The following is a 16,572-nucleotide window of genomic DNA, read 5'->3' as shown; positions in this document are numbered from 1 at the left end:
CTTGCGTGCACTCTCCGTGGCTGACAGGCTCAACCGTGACGTCCGAACGTAGGACCTTTAACCCCGAGGCCCTCCGGATGTCGGCGGACGACCCCGGTCCTCACAGGAGCCGGGTAATTGTTCGCACCAGTTAGTGAAACTCTTCACAAAGTAGTAGCCGCACGGAGCCGACCAGAGGCTCCATCTACTAAGGAGTGGACGCATGGACTGGCGCCACCGAGCTGCCTGCCGTGACGTGGACCCCGAGCTGTTCTTCCCGATCGGCAACACCGGTCCGGCCCTCATGCAGATCGAGGAGGCCAAGCAGGTCTGTCGTTCCTGCTCGGCCGTCGATGCCTGCCTGAAGTGGGCTCTTGAGTCCGGCCAGGACGCCGGCGTCTGGGGCGGCCTGAGCGAGGACGAGCGCCGCGCGCTCAAGCGCCGCACCGCGCGTGCCCGCGCCCGCGCCACCGCCTGACCGGACCGACCCACCCGGACCGACCCACCCGGACTGCCCGACTCGGACCGGCTGATCCGGATCGACAGGCCCGGACCGACCGATCGGGGCCGCCGGACACCCCCGGCCGTCCGACCCGAGGACCCTGCCCCCGGAACGGGCGGCGCCGCCGGTCTCAGCCCTGCGGGAGCGGGATCGACAACGCGACCTCCGTGCCGCCCTCCTGGCGCGGCTCAATGGCGAGCCGCCCGGACAGCTCCCCCTCGACCAGCGTGCGCACGATCTGCAGCCCCAGACTGGTGGAGCTGTCGAGGTCGAAGCCCTCGGGAAGGCCGCGCCCGTCGTCCCAGACGGTCACGTTGAGCCGCTCCGTCGCGGGCTCGACCACCACCTGCAGCCGCTTGGGCCGTCCGTGCTGCAGGGCGTTCTGCAGCAGCTCGGTCAGCGCCATGGCCAGCGGCGTCGCGATGAGCGACGGCAGCACGCCGAACTCCCCCACCCGGCGGGGCGTGACGGCCACCTCCGGCGAGGACACCTCCCCCGCCATGGCGATCACCCGGTCGGCGATCTCGTCGAAGTCCACGAACTCCTCGGGCGCGTGGGACAGGGTCTCGTGCACGATCGCGATCGAGCCGACCCGGCGCACCGCCTCCTCCAGCGCCTCCCTGCCCTCGGGCACCTGCAGCCGCCTGGCCTGGAGCCTGAGCAGGGCGGCGACGGTCTGCAGGTTGTTCTTGACCCGGTGGTGGATCTCGCGGATGGTGGCGTCCTTGGTCATCAGCTCGCGCTCGCGCCGCCGCAGCTCGGTCACGTCCCTGATGAGCACCAGCGCGCCGATGCGGCCGCCGCCGACGATCAGCGGGATGGCCCGCAGCTGCACGATCGTGCCGCCCGACTCGACCTCGGTCTCCTTGGCCGCGCGCCCGCTGGCCACGATCATCAGGTCTTCGTTGATCGGCTCGTCGGAGTAGCACAGCGTGGCGGTGACCCGGCCCAGCTCGGCGCCGACCAGGTCGGCGTGCAGGCCGAGCCGGCGGTAGGCCGACAGGGCGTTGGGCGAGGCGTACGTGACGCGCCCGGCCCGGTCGAGCCGCAGCAGGCCGTCGCCGACGCGCGGCGAGCGCACCAGGATCGGCTCCTCGCCGGAGAACGGGAAGCGCCCCTCGGCCACCATCTGCGCCAGGTCGGAGGCGCTCTGCAGGTAGGTCAGCTCCAGCCGGGAGGGCGTGCGCGCCGAGGACAGGTTGGTCGAACGCTGGATGACCCCCAGGAAACGCCCCTCGCCGCCGTCGACCGCCCGGCGCACGGGGATGGTCTCCTCGCGCACGGGCACGCCGGTGGACCAGTCGGGGTCGCCTTCGCGGCAGATCCGCCGCTCGTTCCACGCGGTGTCGATGAGCTGGCGCTCGCCCCTGGCCGCGACGCTGCCGACGATGTCGTCGTGGTAGACGGTGGGGCCGGTGGTGGGGCGCATCTGGGCGATGGCGATCCAGCCGCTCTCCCCCAGCAGCGGCGCCCACAGGATCAGGTCGGCGAAGGACAGGTCGGCCAGCAGCTGCCAGTCGGAGACCAGCGAGTGCAACCAGTCGAGGTCGGCCTCGTCGAGCGCGGTGTGGCGGGCTACGAGGTCGCTGAGAGTCGGCACGAGTGCATCATGCGTGCTTTCCCCCGCAACAACCAAACCGACCCTCGGTAGGACGGGCGCGGTTGCGGGCACACTTCGCCCATCGGGTAGATAACACCGCAAGACGGGACTGCACTGGCAAGCAGTCGCACAGTCAATGCAGATACGACATCGTCCGCCCAACTGGACTTATCCCGAAATCTCATATTGTGAGAACCGTCACAGTGGCGCGGCGGCACCCGCCCAGGGACGGGCGACGCCGAGCGAGCCGGAGGTGATCCGCACGATCAGGTGGTTCTTCCGCGACACGGCGCGCGGAGCGGCCTCGGTTGCGATCGCGCGCGTCGCTGTGGATATCCTTCACCATCAACCTGAGCTGCCCGGACCCGCGTGTGACCACACCCGCGCACGCCCGGCGCCGGTCGGCCGCCCCAGCCCGCGGTTGACCACTCGGGCCAATGTGAGTTCCGATGATCTCGCGGTGATCACACACGCCCTCACCGCCGTGGCAGAAGTGAAGGTGAGAGCGTGACAGACGACAGCCCCCGCGTTCCCAAGTACTACGACGTGAAACGGGCCCTGCTCGAGCTCACCAAGGCCCTGCCCCCCGGCACGGCCCTGCCGCCCGAGCGCACGCTCGCCGTACGGTTCGAGACCTCGCGCACCACGGTCCGGCAGGCGCTGACCGAGCTGGTCGTCGAGGGGCGGCTGCTGCGCATCCAGGGCAAGGGCACGTTCGTGGCGCAGCCCAAGGTGGCGCAGGTGCTGCAGCTCACCTCGTACATCGGGGATCTGCGCACGGCCGGGCTGGAGCCGGACACCAAGATCCTGGAGATCGGCTACATCACCGCGGACGAGGCCCTCGCGCGCCGGCTGGCCATCAACCCCGGCGGGCGCGTGCTGCGCATCCACCGCCTCAGGCTCGCCAACGGCGAGCCGGTCTCGATCGACACCACCCACCTGTCGGCGCGCCGCTTCCCCCGGCTGCGGCGCGAGCTGGAGGTGCACGCCTCCCTGTACGAGACCCTGCACAACGCCTACAACGTACGGCTGACGGACGCCGAGGAGATCATCGAGACCGTCCTGGCCACCCCCTACGACGCCAAGGCCCTCGGCGTGGACGTCGGCCTGCCGATGCTGCTGCTGACCCGGCACGCCTTCGACGCCGACGGCAACCCCGTCGAGTGGGCGCAGTCGCTCTACCGCGGCGACCGCTACAAGTTCGTCACCCGCCTGCGCCGCCCATGAGCGTCCTCGTCGTCACGGGCACCGGCTCCGGGGTGGGCAAGACGGTCGTGACGGCGGCGCTGGCCGCGCTGGCGCTGGCGCGCGGGTCCGCGGCGGCCGTGGTCAAGCCCGCGCAGACCGGCCTGGCGCCCGACCGGCCCGGCGACGTGGACGAGGTCATCCGGCTGTCCGGCGTCACCACCACGTTCGAGCTGGGCCGCTTCCCCGGCCCGCTGCCGCCCGCCGCGGCCGCCAGGGCCGCCGGCGCCGCCCCCGTGTCGCTGACGCGGGCCGCCGCGCTGGTGCGCGAGCTGGCCGAGAGCAACCGGCTGGTGGTGGTCGAGGGGACCGGCGGGCTGCTCGACCGCTACGACGAGGACGGCGCGACCGTCGCCGACCTCGCCCGCGCGCTGCGTGCCCAGGTCCTCGTGGTGGTGCGGCCGGACCGCGACGCCGTCAACCACACCGCGCTCACCCTGGAGTCGCTGGCGCACCGGGGGCTCGACCTGGCCGGGGTCGTCATCGGCCGCTGGCCCGCCGCGCCCGGCCCGGCCGCCCGCAGCGCCCTGGCCGACCTGGAGATGCTGGCCGCAAGGCCGCTGGCGGGCGCCCTGCCGGAAGGGGCGGGGCTGCTCGGGCGGCGGGCGTTCGCCGAGGCCGCCCGCGAAGGGCTGGGCGCCACGCTGGGCGGCATCTTCGACCCGGCCGGATTCCGGCACCGGCACGGCGCCTGAAAGGCCGCGCCACGCGCGTCTGGCGCTCCCGGACCCCGTGCCCCTGGCAGCATCCCGCGCCTCGCGTTCCGTGCGGCCCCGTGAGAAGTGGCCCCCGATCGGTTCCGGGGGTGGGGCTAGCCCCACCATGCATCCGCACACCAGACCCATTTCGTGTCCTCTCCGCCGGTCAATACCGTTGGGGGCATGAAGGTCCCCCGTCCGTGGTCGGCACGGGCCTGGCGTGACACGGCCCACCTGATGATCGGTGTGCCGGTCGGCGTGCTGCTCGGCGCGCTGACCGGCGTGCTGGTCGTCGCGCCGCCGCTGCTGCTGCGGGCCGTGCCGCGGTTCACCGGGGTGCAGCGCTCCAGGTTCGACGCGTTCCTCGGCGCCCGCATCCCGCCCGTGCCCGCCCCGGTGGGCTGGCGCGAGCAGGCCACCTGGCGGCAGATCGGCTACCACCTGCTGTCGCCCGCCGTCAGCGCGGTGGGGGCGGTCCTGGTGGCGCTCGCGTGGGGCGGGGCGGTGGTGGGGCTGCTGGCGTTCCTGCCGGCCAAGATCGAGGAGCCGCCGCTGGAGTTCCCGCTGGACCTCAGGGACGGCAAGGTGGTGGCGGCCTTCATGCTGGTGGGCCTGGCGCTGCTGCTGCTCGCGCCGGTGCTGGCCCGCGGCATGGCGGCGCTGGACCTGTCGGTGGCGCGCACGCTGCTCGGGCCCAGCCGTACGGAGCTGGGGCAGCGCATCGAGACGCTGACCGAGAGCCGGGCCGGCGTGATCGACGCCGCCGACGCCGAGCGCCGCAGGATCGAGCGCGACCTGCACGACGGGGCCCAGCAGCGGCTGGTGTCGCTGGCGCTCAACCTCGGCCTGGCCAGGGCCACCCTCACCGACCTGCCCGAGCCTGCCCGCGAGGCCATCGAGCAGGCCCACGAGGAGGCCAAGCAGGCGCTCAAGGAGCTGCGCGACTTCGTCCGCGGCCTGCATCCGGCCGTGCTCAACGACCAGGGCCTGGACGCGGCGCTGTCCGGCGTCGCCGCCCGCGCCCCGTTCCCCGTGAAACTGCGCGTCGACATCGAGCGGCGTACCACTCCTACCATCGAGGCGGTGGCGTTCTTCACCGTGTCCGAAGCACTGACCAACATCGCCAAGCACGCGGCGGCCACCAAGGCCGAGGTGAGCGTGCGGCGGGCGCACGACCGCCTGCACGTGCTGGTGTACGACGACGGGTGCGGCGGTGCCAGGATGGACGGTGGCACCGGGCTGCGCGGCCTGGCCCAGCGCATCGACTCGGTGGACGGGACGCTGCGGCTGTCCAGCCCGCTGGGCGGGCCGACGACGATCGAGGTGGAACTGCCGTGCGAGTAGTGCTCGCCGAGGACTCCGTGCTGCTGCGCGAGGGTCTCATCCGGATCCTGGCCGCCGCGGGCATGGAGGTCGTGGCGGCCGCGGACGAGGCCGAGGGCCTGCTGCGGGCGGCCGAGGAGCACAAGCCCGAGCTGGTCGTCACCGACGTGCGCATGCCGCCCACGCACACCGACGAGGGCCTGCGGGCCGCGCTCGTGCTGCGCCGCCAGCAGCCGGGACTGGCCGTGCTCGTGCTGTCGCAGTACGTCGAGGAGCGCTACGCCGCCCAGCTGCTCGCCTCCGCCGCCACCGGCGGCGTCGGCTACCTGCTCAAGGACCGGGTGGCCGACGTGGCCGAGTTCATCGACGCGCTGCGCCGGGTGGCCTCCGGCGGCACCGCCCTCGACCCCGAGGTCGTCGCGCAGCTCCTGCTGCGCGGCAACAGCGACCCGCTGGAGCGGCTGACGCCCAGGGAGCACGAGGTGCTCAGGCTGATGGCCGAGGGCCGCTCCAACGCCGGCATCGGGCAGGCCCTGGTGCTCAGCGAGGGGGCCGTGGGCAAGCACATCGGCAACATCTTCACCAAGCTCGACCTGCCGCCCGCCGAGGGCGACCACCGGCGGGTGCTGGCCGTCCTGCAGTTCCTGAAGATCAGGAGCCTGCCATGAGAGGTCTGTGGCTGACGGCGGGCGCGGTGGTGACCGTGATCGCGCTGGCCCTGTCCACGACGTTGCTCTGGAGCGCCTTCGCCGCCGGCAGGACCCCGACCGACCGGGCCATGAGGTCGATCCCGTTCGAGGGCAGCGGCCTGCGGGTCAAGACGGGCAGGGGCCAGGTGCACGTCTGGGTCATGGCGGGCCGGGCGGGCGAGCTGCTCCTCCAGCGCTCGATGCAGTGGTCGAAGGACCGCCCGACGGTGACCGAGGACTGGGACTCCGCCACCGGCACGCTCCTGCTCGACGCCACCTGCCCCGGCTCCGACCAGCCGGACGGCCCTCTGTGCGAGGCCGAGTACACGCTGCTCGTGCCGCCGGAGACCGATCTGGCCGCCGACACGGCCGGCGGCGGGCTCTGGGTCAGCGACCTCTTCGGCGACCTGCGCCTGACCTCCGTCTCCGGCGACGTCCGCGTCGAGGGCGCCGCCGGCGAGGTGTGGGCCAGGGCCGGCACCGGCAGCTTCACCGGCGAGGGGCTGCGCGGCGAGCGGGCCGACGTCGAGGTCGGCTCGGGCGACGTCAGCCTCTACTTCGAGGGCGCCCCCACCGACGTCCGGGCGATCGTGCGCACGGCCGGCGACGTCAGGGTGACCGTGCGCGAAGGCGTCTACGACGTCACGGCCACGGGCGAGAACACCACCGTCGACGTGCGGCGGCGCGCCGGCGCGGCCCGGCGGATCGTGGCCGGCGCCGGCGGCGGCACCGTGACCGTGTGCTGCCGCTGACGCCGATTGCCATGGTCAAAGACTGTTTACCTTTGTGACTGGTTGGTAAGTTCCCCGCATGGAGTCTGCGAAGCACGCCGGTGACGCCGCCGTCGCCGTGTCCAAGGCCTATGGCGTCGAGACCATGTTCACCCTGTCGGGAGGGCACGTCTTCCCGCTCTACGACGGCGCGGTGCACGAGGGCATGCGCATCCTCGACGTACGCCACGAGCAGAGCGCCGTCTTCGCCGCGGAGGCGACGGCCAGGCTGACCAGGAAACCCGGGCTGGCCGTGCTGACCGCGGGGCCCGGCATCACCAACGGCGTCAGCGGCGTGGCCACCGCCCACTTCAACGGCTCCCCCGTGGTCGTCCTGGGCGGGCGGGCGCCCCAGTCGCGCTGGGGCAGCGGCGCGCTGCAGGAGATGGACCACCCGCCGCTGCTCGACCCGATCACGAAGCTGGCGTTCACCGCGAGCGCCGCCGACTCCGTCGGCCAGGACGTCGAGCTGGCCTTCCGCACCGCCGTCGCGCCGCACCGGGGCCCGGTCTTCCTCGACGTCTACATGGACCACCTGTTCTCCCCCTCCCCGGCCCACGAGGTGCACACGCAGAGCCCCTCGCCGCTGGAGCCCGACCCCGACGCCCTGGCCGGCATCGCGCGCCTGCTGGCGGAGGCCGAGCGCCCGGTGCTGGTCTACGGCTCCGACGTCTGGATGGACCGCGCCGAGGAGGCCGCCCGCGACTTCGCCGAGACGTGGCGACTGCCGGTCATCCCCAACGGGCAGGGCCGCGGCATCCTGCCCTCGGGGCACGAGCTGCTCGTCACCCGGGCCCGCGGCCTGGCCTTCGCCCAGGCCGACCTGGTGATCGTGGTCGGCACGCCGCTCGACTTCCGCCTCGGCTACGGCTGGTTCGGCGGCAAGGACGGCGCGCCGCCGGCCAGGGTGGTGCACATCGCCGACGCGCCCTCCCAGCTCGCCACCCACATGCAGCCGGCCGCCTCCGCCGCCGGGGACCTGTCGGTGGTGTTCTGGAGCCTCGGCACGGCCTGCGGCGAGGCCGGGGTCAAGCCCGACGCGTACGCGTCGTGGGTGTCGAAGCTGTCCGAGGCCGCCGCCGCGGCCATCGCCGGCGACGCCGAGCTGCTGGCCGCCGACTCCGACCCGATCCACCCGATGCGGATCTACGGCGAGCTGGGCAAGGTGCTGGCCGACGACGCCGTGGTGATCGGCGACGGCGGCGACTTCGTCTCCTACGCGGGCAAATACGTCGAGCCACGCCAGCCGGGCAACTGGCTCGACCCAGGCCCGTACGGCTGCCTGGGCACCGGCCTGGGCTACTCCATCGCCGCCCGCCTGGCCAGGCCCTCCTCGCAGGTGGTGCTGCTGCTGGGCGACGGCGCCGCCGGATTCTCGCTGATGGACGTCGACACCCTCGTACGCCACCGCCTGCCGGTCGTCATGATCTGCGGCAACAACGGCATCTGGGGCCTGGAGAAGCACCCCATGCAGCTCCTGTACGGCTATGACGTGGCGGCCGAGCTGCAGCCGCAGTGCCGCTACGACCAGGTCGTGACCGCGCTCGGCGGCGGCGGCGAGCTGGTGACCAAGCCGTCGGAGATCGGGCCCGCGCTGCGCCGGGCGTTCGACTCCGGGGTGCCCTACCTCGTCAACATCGCCACCGACCCGCGGATCGCCTACCCCCGCACCACGACGGGGGTGTGAGCGCTACGGCTTGGGCGTGGCCGTGGTGGTGGGCGTGGCGGAGGGGGTCGGCGTCGGCGAGCCGTCGCCCGGGCAGACGCTGTCGATGACGACCAGCGTGACCGACGAGCCCTTCGCCACCGGCTTCCCCACGCCCGGCACGGTCTGCTTGATCCTGCCGCAGCGCAGGCCGTCGGTGGTGGTGGTGCGGTCGTCGAGGACCGGCACGAGCTCGGCGCCCTCGACCATGGACTGCCCGTCGGTGAACAACTTCCCGACCACGGCCGGCACCAGCACCCTGTTGGACGGCGTGGGGCTGGGCGACTTGGACGGCGACGGGCTGGTGGAGGGCGAGGTCGTGGGCGTCTTCGTCGGCTCGGGCTCCTCGTCCCTCGTCGGCCTGAGGTCCGGCCGCCGCTCAGGCTGCTTGGGCTCCTGCGTCGTCGGCTCGGGATCCGGCTCGGGCTCGGCCGTGCTCTCCTTGGGCTGCGGCGGCTTGGTCTCGCGCTGCCCCCGCGCGTTGGCCTGGTTGTCGTAGCTGAACGTCGGCTCCGGCGTGCCGAGGGTGGGGATGCCCGTCAGGGCGACCGCGGTCGCGCCCGCGCCGAGCACGACCGCCGCGGCGATGCCCGCGATCAGCCCGGTCCTGCGCGGCGCCTTGGCCGCGCGCCGGCTCCCGCGCCGCTCGGCCACCGCCGTGTCCTCGTGGGCCAGCCTGGCGCCCGTCTTGTAGGGGTCGGCGTCGTGCTGGCCGGTCTGCTGCGCGAAGGGCTGGCCGGTCTGCTGGTAGGGCTGCCCCTGCTGCTGGTAGCCCTGGCCCTGCTGGTAGGGCTGCCCCTGCTGCTGGTAGCCCTGGCCCTGCTGGTAGGGCTGCCCCTGCTGCTGATAGGCCTGGCTCTGCTGCTGGTACGCCTCCGGCGGCGGCGCCATCGTGGCGCCGGTGGCCAGGTCGGGCACGGCGGGCGTCTGCCCGCTGACGATCGCCTTGGCGGCCTCGCTCATCGCCCTGGCGCTGGGGTAGCGCCTGGCCGGGTCCTTCGACAGCGCGATCTCCACGAGCTGGCGGACCGCGGGCGGGATGTCCTGGGGCAGGGGCGGCGGGGCCTCGCGGATGTGCTTGAGCGCGATCGTGACCGCACTGTCACCGTCGAACGGCCGCTGGCCCACCAGGCACTCGTACGCGACCACGCCGAGCGCGTAGATGTCGACCGCGGGCGTCACGGGCGCGCCCTCGGCCTGCTCGGGCGCGCAGTAGGCGGCGGTGCCGAGCACCATGCCGGCGTCGGTGAGCCGGCTGGCGATGTCGGAGCGGGCGATGCCGAAGTCGGTGAGCACGAGCGTGCCATCGCGCTGCACGAGCAGGTTGCCCGGCTTGACGTCGCGGTGCACGATGCCCTGGTCGTGCACGGCCTGCAGCGCCGAGGCGGCCTGCGCGATCAGCTCCATGGCCGCCTGCGGCGGGATGCGCCCCAGCCTGGCCAGCAGCCGGTCGAGCGGCTCGCCGTCGACGAACTTCATCACCAGATAGACGGTGTCGCCGCTCACGCCGTAGTCGTAGACGTCGACGACGCCGGAGTGGTTGATCGTGGCCATCGCCCGCGCTTCCCCCTGGAAGCGGGCGACGAATCCGGGGTCCTGCATGCGGCCGGGGAGCAGCACTTTGACGGCGACGGTGCGGGCGAGCACGACGTCCTCGCCTCGCCACACCTCGCCCATGCCACCGGCGCCGATGCGGGTGTCCAGCCGATACCGCCCCGCCAGCGTCGTCCCTTGGGCCACCATGATTCCCCCGTTACCCCCTACGTCCGAAACCGTCTCCCACCCCGCGGATCTCCAACAAAGCGGAGTTTTGTCGCGGTCGGATAACACAGTGGTCACGGAACTCAGAGAGTGTACGACTCACTTGTCCCAGACGCCACTTAAATGCCTCAAGCCGTACAAACCCTATCCTGGAGCCTTCTGCCCATACTTGTCCGCGTTTCTGGGAAGTGTGCACGGCGACCGTACGGAAATTCCGATCCCCTTAGGCTGATCCCATGACGCTCGCACCAGGTCTGCGCGCCCACCTGCTCATCGTGGTCGACATGGACGACACCGCGAAGAAGATCGGCAGCGGAGATGTCCCCGTGCTCGCCACGCCCCGGCTGCTCGCGCTGGCCGAGGCGGCGACCGTGCGCGCCGTCGAGCGGCACCTCGCGCCCGGCCAGACGTCCGTCGGCACCCGCGTGGAGCTCGAACACCTGGCCGCCAGCCCGCTCGGCGCCCGCGTGCGCGTCGGCGTCGAGCTGACCGAGGTGGACGGCCGGCGGCTGGTCTTCGCCTTCGAGGCGCACGAGGAGCGCGACGAGCCGGCCGTGGTCGGCAAGGGCACGATCGAGCGCGTGGTGGTCGATCGTGCCAGGTTCCTCGCCCGCGCTACTCGATGACGGCGATCAGGTCGCCTTCCTGGATCACGTCGCCCTCGGCCACCTTGAGCTGCGCCACCACGCCGTCGTCCTCGGAGATCACGGGGATCTCCATCTTCATGGACTCGAGAATGACCAGCGTGTCGCCATCGGAGACCTGGTCGCCCTCATTGACGACGACCTTCCACACGTTCGCGACCATCTCGGCGCGTACCTCAGCCACCGGGGCTCCCCTCTTTCACTGTTCCAACAATCTCATGCGGCCTAGGCGCGCATTCGCGCGACCAGGCCCGTGTCGTAGTCGCCGGTGACGAACTCCGCGTTCTCCAGCAGCTCCGCACAGAACGGCAGGTTGTTCTTCGGTCCTTCGACGACGAACTCGGCCACCGCCTTGCGGCCCTTCTCCAGCGCCTCGGCCCGGTCGGAGCCGTAGACGCAGAGCTTGGCCATCAGCGGATCGTAGAACGGGGTGACCGTGTTGCCCGACTCGTAGCCGGAGTCCACCCGCACGCCGTCGCCCGTCGGCTCGTCCCAGGCCGTGATCTTGCCGGGCCCGGGGAAGAACCGCTTGGGGTCCTCAGCGTAGACCCGGAACTCGATCGCGTGTCCCCTGGGCTCGGCCGAGACCTCGGGGCTCTCGCCCGCCGCGACGCGCAGCTGCAGCTCGACCAGGTCGAGCCCGGTGACCAGCTCGGTGACGGGGTGCTCCACCTGGAGGCGGGTGTTCATCTCCAGGAAGACGAAGTCCTGCTTGTCGGCGTCGACCAGGCACTCGACCGTGCCCGCGCCCAGGTAGCCGACCGCCTCGCCGGCTCGCGCGGCCGCCGCCAGCATGCGCTCGCGCAGCTCGGGCGTGATGCCGGGCGAGGGGGACTCCTCGACGACCTTCTGGTGGCGGCGCTGCACCGAGCAGTCGCGCTCGCCCAGCGCCAGCACCTTGCCACCCGGCAGGCCGAGGATCTGCACCTCGACGTGGCGGGCCCGCTCGATGTACCGCTCGAGCAGCACGGCCGGGCCGTCGAGGGCGTCGCCGTCGCCGGAGAACCTGGCCGCCGCCCGCGCCGCCTGCTCGTACGCCTTGGCCAGCCCCTCCTCGTCGTGGGCCACGCTCATGCCGATGCCGCCGCCGCCGCCCGCGGTCTTGACCATGACCGGGTAGCCGATGGACTCGGCGGCCCTCAGGGCCAGCGACAGGTCGGTGACCGGCTCCCGGGTGCCCGCGGCGACCGGCACGCCGGCGGCCTCCATGAGGTTCCTGGCGTTGATCTTGTCGCCCATCTTGTCGATGGCCTCGGGGGACGGGCCGATCCACACCATCCCGGCCTCGATCACGGCGCGGGCGAAGGCGACGTTCTCGGCGAGGAAGCCGTAGCCGGGGTGCACGGCCCGCGCGCCGGTCGCGCGCGCCGCCTCCAGCACCTTCGCGACGTCGAGGTAGCTCTGCGCGGGGTTGGCGGGGCCGATCAGCACGGCCTCGTCGGCCTCGCGGACGAACGGCAGGTCGGCGTCGGCCTCGGAGTGGACCGCGATGGCGCGCAGGCCCATCCGCTTGACCGTGCGGATGATCCGCCGCGCGATCTCCCCTCGGTTGGCGACTAGAACAGGTCCGAGCGTCTCAGTAAGCACGCCGACCACCCTATGGCCGCCACCGCCTTGACCCCTTTCCCCCTAAACCACCGATCCGACGAGCACGATCTGTAGAAACCCTACAATTGTGAAGGCCCGGAAACGCGGTAGGCGCACTCCCGGCTGTAGGGCGCAGCGGGCCGCGACAGCTCCGGGCAGCTGGCGGGAGGGCGCCGGGCGCGCCGGCGGCGGCGCCCTGTGGCAGGAGCGGCGGTCAGACGCGACCGCGGTCGATCACCCGGGCGAGCGCCTCGACCGCATGGGCATCGTACGCGCTGCCGGACGACAACCGGATGCGCTCCAGCGCGGCGCCGCCGCGATCGCGGTCGGTCGAGGGCCCCACCAGGTCGTCGTAGGCGTTGGCGACCTTGATGATGCGGCTCGACAGCGGCGGGTCGTCGGAGATCGGGTCGCACTGCCGGCTGACCACCTCGGCCACCCGGTCGAGCACGCCGGTCTGCCTGATCACCTCCGCGCCCAGCTCGGCGATGCGGCGGGCCTGCTCGGGCTCGGTCAGCACGGTCGCGCCGCCCGGGATCGGGTCGCGCAGCGAGAGCTGGCCGATGTCGTGCATCAGCGCGGCGTACTCCAGCTCCAGCAGCTCGGGCTCGGACATGCCCAGCTCCCTGCCGATGGCCACGGCCAGGCGGCTGACCCTGCGCGAGTGGCCGGGCTCGACGTAGCCACCGACCTCCGTGACCCGCGACAGCGCGCGTACGGTCTGCAGGTAGGTCGCCCTGATGCCGGCGTATTTGCGGAAGGCCACCTGCGTGACCAGCAGCGGCGCGGCGAACACCAGCAGCGCCACCAGGTCCATGCTGTGCGTGGCCAGCGCGAGCAGCACGCCCGAGGAGCCCACGGCCGCGCCCAGCGGGAAGGCCATGTTCACCTCGTCGCGCACCGCCACCCTGAACGCCGTGCGCACCTGCTCGGCCCGCAGCAGCGCGGCGATCAGCACGTCGATCAGCAGGGTGATCGCGATGAGCGTCACCATCACCACGAGCGCCGGCCACCAGGTCCTGGTGGGCGGCTTGGTCAGCTCGTAGAGGGCGTCGGCCAGCGGCCGGAACGCGAAGGCCAGCAGCGCGCTGGTGAGCAGCCGCCTGGCCATCGCGTCGAGGCGCGGCGGACGCCCCACCGCCAGGTGCGGGAGCGCTCCCGCGAGCATGCCCACGGCGATCACGGCCACGACCTGGAGCGCGGAGTGGCGCAGCGGGTTCTGGCTGAGGTCGAGCAGCAGCGTGTAGCCCAGCGCGGCGGCGGCGCCGATCGGCGCGACCTCCCGGTTGCCCGGCATGGTGAGCCTGGCCAGCTCGCCGACCGCGATCAGCGCCCCGAACCCGACCGCGATCTCGGGCCGGTCGAGCCCGACGGCCGCCGTGTGGGCCACGCCGGCCAGCGCGACCAGCCCCGCCGCGCAGATGAGCAGGAGCTGGCCGGAGTCGAGCCGGCGCAGGACCGTGTTCAGCGACCGTTCCGGGGTGCGCCTGACGCGCTCTGTGGCGATCATTGCCCCGTCACGACCTGGATGGGCATGGTCGGGTCGTCGTGGTCCTTGATCTGGGTGCCGGCGGCCTCGGGGGGCGGCGGGTCGGCCCGGCGCTGCGGCTGCCAGGGCTCGTGCTCCAGCGCGCGGATGAAGGCCGCCACCATCACGGGGTCGAAGTGCGTGCCGGCGCTCTTGCGCAGCTCCTCGACGGCCTCGGGCACGGGCCTGGCGCCCCGGTAGGAGCGGTCGGAGGTCATCGAGTCGAACGCGTCGGCCACCGCGATCACCTTCGCGAACTCGGGGATCTCGTCGCCGGCCAGCCCCATCGGATAGCCGGTGCCGTCGTGTTTCTCGTGGTGGTGCATGATCCCGGCGTAGGCCTCGTCGAGGAAGCCGATGCCGCGCACGATCTCCAGCCCGCGCATCGGATGGAGCTGGATCGCGGCGAACTCCTCCTCGGTGAGCGGCCCGTCCTTCTGCAGCACCTTGGTGGGCACGCCGAGCTTGCCGACGTCGTGCAGCATGCCGGCGTAGCGGATGGCCCGCACGCGTTCGAGACCCATGCCGATCTCCTGGGCGATCATGGAGGAGGCGTACGAGACGCGCGTGCAGTGGCCCCTGGTGTAGTAGTCCTTCGTCTCCACGGCCTGGCAGAGCGCGGCGATGGTGGCGTCGTAGGAGCGCTGCTGCGCGTGATACTGCCCGAACGCCCAGCGCGCCACGAACAGCGGCAGCAGCACCAGCACCGCCGAGATCGACGCCACGGTGGCCCACAGCCCGGCCACCAGCAGCCCGAACGTCCCGTAGCCCAGGTAGGACAGCAGGAACTGCGCCATGCCGCGCATCGGCACCTCGGTGGGCCGCACCCGGGTGGCCAGCTTGACCATGGTGAGCGTGAGCGCGATGTTGAGCGGCACGAAGACGGCGGTGGCGGCGGCGTAGGGACCGATGAGGTCGTCGAAGGCGTTGACCTCCGGCACGCCCACCCGGCCGTGCAGCGCCCGGTAGACCTGCCCCGCCACGAAGCCGCAGATGGCGAACTGGGCGCCGTTGAACAGCCGCTTGATCAGCGGCAGCCCCGGCCGCACGCTGAGCACCGCGGTCAGCCCCACCACCGCCGCGCCCTCGGGGCCGAGCAGCACCACGGCCGCCAGCGAGGCCGAGAAGCTGACCGACACCGCGAACTGCTCCACGTTGAGCAGCGTCGGCATCGACTCGCACACCAGGAACAGCAGGGCGAGCACCAGGAGGATGTCGAGGTCGTCCGTGGCGACGGGCGCGCCGGAGACGATCACGCCGCGTACGACGAGAGCGGCCGCCGCGGCGATCACGGCGACCAGATAGACCCTTGCGGGCCACGGCAGATCACGCATTGCGGCCCCCCACGGTGCTCAGGTCCAGGACACCCCAGGAGGAACCGCCGCTCCGCCCGCCGGCCCGGCCACCGCGGCGGCCGGCACGACGGCCGCGAACAGCCGGGCGACCTTCACCTTCGACATCCCCATGCCTCCATGTCGACTTCGTGGGGTTCACGCTACAGAAGTCGGCCGGACCGTACGGGCGGAGTGGGAAATCGCAAGCAAAGCGTAATCAAGCCACTACTTCCCGCGACGCGCGGCGGCCCACTCGACGGTCTTCTTCACCCCGGTCGACAGGTCGGTGCGGGGCTGCCAGCCGAGCCCCTCGTGCGCGGGCACCGGGTCGACCGCCATCGCGGGCAGGTCGCCCACGCGGGGCGGCGCGAAGCCCGGCTTGTCCTGCGCGCCCGCCGCGTCGGCGATCAGCGAGTGCAGCCTGCGGTCGGTGGTCTGGATGCCGGTGCCGAGGTTGAAGCGCCGCCCGTTGCCCTCCGGCCCGCACGCCCGCACGAAGCCGTCGACCACGTCGTCGACGTAGATGTAGTCGCGGGTCTGGGTGCCGTCGCCGTAGAGCACCGTGGGCGTGCCGCCGAGCAGCGCGTCGGTGAAGATGGCCACCACGCCCGCCTCACCCTCGGGCGACTGGCGCGGGCCGTAGACGTTGGACAGCACCAGCGTGGTGTACTCGATGCCGTAGAGGGCGCGGAAGGTCGCGAGGTAGATCTCGCCGCTCAGCTTGGAGGCGGCGTACGGCGAGCGCGGGTCGGTGGCCGCGTCGCCCGGCACGGGAATGGTCGCCGGCCGCCCGTAGACGGCCACGGAGGAGGCGAAGACGACCTTGCGCGTGCGCCCCTCGTGGGCCGCGGCCAGCACGGCCGCCGTGCCCTCCACGTTGAGACTGGCGTCGTGGACCGGGTCGGCCACGCTCTTGCGCACGCTGATCTGCGCGGCCAGGTGGCAGACGACCTCCGGCTGCCGCTCGGCCATCAGCCCGGTCAGCGCCGGGTCGCGGATGTCCAGCTCGTGCAGCCGGCAGCGGTCGCCGGCCAGCGCCTGCGCCAGGTTGTCGCGGCTGCCCGAGGACAGGTCGTCGACGACGTCCACCTCGTGCCCGTCGGCCAGCAGCCGATCGACGAGATTCGACCCGATGAACCCGGCACCCCCGGTGACCAACACGCGCATGCTGCCGATCCTAGTGGGCAGCTCCGCCCGCCCGGCCTGC

The 16,572-nt window shown here is 72.5% G+C and carries 15 protein-coding genes; 8 read left to right on the top strand and 7 right to left on the bottom strand.

What is annotated here, in order from left to right; translation table 11 throughout:
- The first annotated feature begins 202 nt into the window (after window positions 1-202).
- The gene (locus IO39_RS18355) at window positions 203-457 is read left to right on the top strand and encodes a WhiB family transcriptional regulator (protein ID WP_043624300.1); all 255 of its coding nucleotides are present in this window, start codon (window positions 203-205) and stop codon (window positions 455-457) included.
- Window positions 458-611: 154 nt separating this feature from the next.
- Here the strand turns inward: IO39_RS18355 and IO39_RS18350 are convergent, their stop codons facing one another.
- Window positions 612-2,081 (bottom strand): PAS domain-containing sensor histidine kinase, encoded by a 1,470-nt coding sequence (locus IO39_RS18350; protein WP_043624297.1) that lies wholly within the window; start codon window positions 2,079-2,081, stop codon window positions 612-614.
- Window positions 2,082-2,588: 507 nt separating this feature from the next.
- On the opposite strand from IO39_RS18350, the gene IO39_RS18345 reads away from it, so the two are divergent.
- The 6 genes from IO39_RS18345 (at window position 2,589) to IO39_RS18320 (ending at window position 8,493) form a co-directional block, all read left to right on the top strand.
- Entirely contained in the window at window positions 2,589-3,308 is a 720-nt protein-coding gene (locus IO39_RS18345) for a GntR family transcriptional regulator (protein WP_043624292.1), read from the top strand.
- Window positions 3,305-4,021, top strand: coding sequence for a dethiobiotin synthase (gene bioD / locus IO39_RS18340; RefSeq protein WP_043624290.1), 717 nt, complete (start codon window positions 3,305-3,307; stop codon window positions 4,019-4,021). The genes IO39_RS18345 and bioD overlap by 4 nt, the downstream gene beginning before the upstream one ends.
- Window positions 4,022-4,207: 186 nt before the next feature.
- Window positions 4,208-5,368 carry a sensor histidine kinase gene (locus tag IO39_RS18335; protein ID WP_043624285.1) on the top strand — a complete coding sequence of 387 codons (1,161 nt, stop codon included), beginning with the start codon at window positions 4,208-4,210 and terminating at the stop codon, window positions 5,366-5,368.
- A complete protein-coding gene (locus IO39_RS18330) occupies window positions 5,359-6,015 on the top strand; it encodes a response regulator transcription factor (protein WP_043624283.1) in 657 nt (218 codons plus the stop codon). The genes IO39_RS18335 and IO39_RS18330 overlap by 10 nt, the downstream gene beginning before the upstream one ends.
- A complete protein-coding gene (locus tag IO39_RS50740) occupies window positions 6,012-6,788 on the top strand; it encodes a DUF4097 family beta strand repeat-containing protein (protein WP_052423049.1) in 777 nt (258 codons plus the stop codon). Before IO39_RS18330 ends, IO39_RS50740 begins: the two co-directional genes overlap by 4 nt.
- A gap of 58 nt (window positions 6,789-6,846) precedes the next feature.
- A complete protein-coding gene (locus IO39_RS18320) occupies window positions 6,847-8,493 on the top strand; it encodes an acetolactate synthase (protein ID WP_043624281.1) in 1,647 nt (548 codons plus the stop codon).
- A gap of 3 nt (window positions 8,494-8,496) precedes the next feature.
- Here the strand turns inward: IO39_RS18320 and IO39_RS18315 are convergent, their stop codons facing one another.
- On the bottom strand, window positions 8,497-10,254 hold the full coding sequence (locus IO39_RS18315) for a serine/threonine-protein kinase (protein ID WP_043624279.1): 1,758 nt from the start codon (window positions 10,252-10,254) through the stop codon (window positions 8,497-8,499).
- 254 nt (window positions 10,255-10,508) lie between these two features.
- Between IO39_RS18315 and IO39_RS18310 the strand changes: the two genes are divergently transcribed.
- Window positions 10,509-10,898: a thioesterase family protein gene (locus IO39_RS18310; protein ID WP_043624272.1), complete on the top strand. Its 390-nt coding sequence runs from the start codon at window positions 10,509-10,511 to the stop codon at window positions 10,896-10,898.
- On the opposite strand, the gene IO39_RS18305 is transcribed toward IO39_RS18310, so the two are convergent.
- From IO39_RS18305 to IO39_RS18285, 5 genes are all read right to left on the bottom strand, one after another.
- Window positions 10,888-11,100 carry a biotin/lipoyl-binding carrier protein gene (locus IO39_RS18305; RefSeq protein ID WP_157548539.1) on the bottom strand — a complete coding sequence of 71 codons (213 nt, stop codon included), beginning with the start codon at window positions 11,098-11,100 and terminating at the stop codon, window positions 10,888-10,890. The genes IO39_RS18310 and IO39_RS18305 overlap by 11 nt on opposite strands.
- Window positions 11,101-11,141: 41 nt before the next feature.
- A complete protein-coding gene (locus tag IO39_RS18300; protein ID WP_043624613.1) occupies window positions 11,142-12,503 on the bottom strand; it encodes an acetyl-CoA carboxylase biotin carboxylase subunit in 1,362 nt (453 codons plus the stop codon).
- A 214-nt stretch (window positions 12,504-12,717) separates the two neighbouring features.
- Window positions 12,718-14,013: an HD-GYP domain-containing protein gene (locus IO39_RS18295; RefSeq protein ID WP_052423048.1), complete on the bottom strand. Its 1,296-nt coding sequence runs from the start codon at window positions 14,011-14,013 to the stop codon at window positions 12,718-12,720.
- Window positions 14,010-15,365: an HD-GYP domain-containing protein gene (locus tag IO39_RS18290; RefSeq protein WP_052423047.1), complete on the bottom strand. Its 1,356-nt coding sequence runs from the start codon at window positions 15,363-15,365 to the stop codon at window positions 14,010-14,012. Before IO39_RS18290 ends, IO39_RS18295 begins: the two co-directional genes overlap by 4 nt.
- 225 nt (window positions 15,366-15,590) lie before the next feature.
- Window positions 15,591-16,532 carry an NAD-dependent epimerase/dehydratase family protein gene (locus IO39_RS18285; protein WP_043624269.1) on the bottom strand — a complete coding sequence of 314 codons (942 nt, stop codon included), beginning with the start codon at window positions 16,530-16,532 and terminating at the stop codon, window positions 15,591-15,593.
- Window positions 16,533-16,572 lie beyond the last annotated feature (40 nt).

It is taken from the genome of Nonomuraea candida, assembly GCF_000725485.1.
Taxonomy (GTDB): Bacteria; Actinomycetota; Actinomycetes; order Streptosporangiales; family Streptosporangiaceae; genus Nonomuraea; species Nonomuraea candida.
Note: the sequence above shows the minus strand (reverse complement) of the source record. Positions and strands in the feature narration are given on the sequence as shown.

Excerpts from the sequence above, each read along its gene's own strand:
- IO39_RS18355 (WP_043624300.1), top strand. The coding sequence starts at position 203 with ATGGACTGGCGCCACCGAGCTGCCTGCCGTGACGTGGACCCCGAGCTG.
- bioD (WP_043624290.1), top strand. The coding sequence starts at position 3,305 with ATGAGCGTCCTCGTCGTCACGGGCACCGGCTCCGGGGTGGGCAAGACG.
- IO39_RS18335 (WP_043624285.1), top strand. The coding sequence starts at position 4,208 with ATGAAGGTCCCCCGTCCGTGGTCGGCACGGGCCTGGCGTGACACGGCC.
- IO39_RS50740 (WP_052423049.1), top strand. The coding sequence starts at position 6,012 with ATGAGAGGTCTGTGGCTGACGGCGGGCGCGGTGGTGACCGTGATCGCG.
- IO39_RS18320 (WP_043624281.1), top strand. The coding sequence starts at position 6,847 with ATGGAGTCTGCGAAGCACGCCGGTGACGCCGCCGTCGCCGTGTCCAAG.
- IO39_RS18315 (WP_043624279.1), bottom strand. The coding sequence starts at position 10,254 with ATGGTGGCCCAAGGGACGACGCTGGCGGGGCGGTATCGGCTGGACACC.
- IO39_RS18310 (WP_043624272.1), top strand. The coding sequence starts at position 10,509 with ATGACGCTCGCACCAGGTCTGCGCGCCCACCTGCTCATCGTGGTCGAC.
- IO39_RS18295 (WP_052423048.1), bottom strand. The coding sequence starts at position 14,013 with ATGATCGCCACAGAGCGCGTCAGGCGCACCCCGGAACGGTCGCTGAAC.
- IO39_RS18290 (WP_052423047.1), bottom strand. The coding sequence starts at position 15,365 with ATGCGTGATCTGCCGTGGCCCGCAAGGGTCTATCTGGTCGCCGTGATC.
- IO39_RS18285 (WP_043624269.1), bottom strand. The coding sequence starts at position 16,532 with ATGCGCGTGTTGGTCACCGGGGGTGCCGGGTTCATCGGGTCGAATCTC.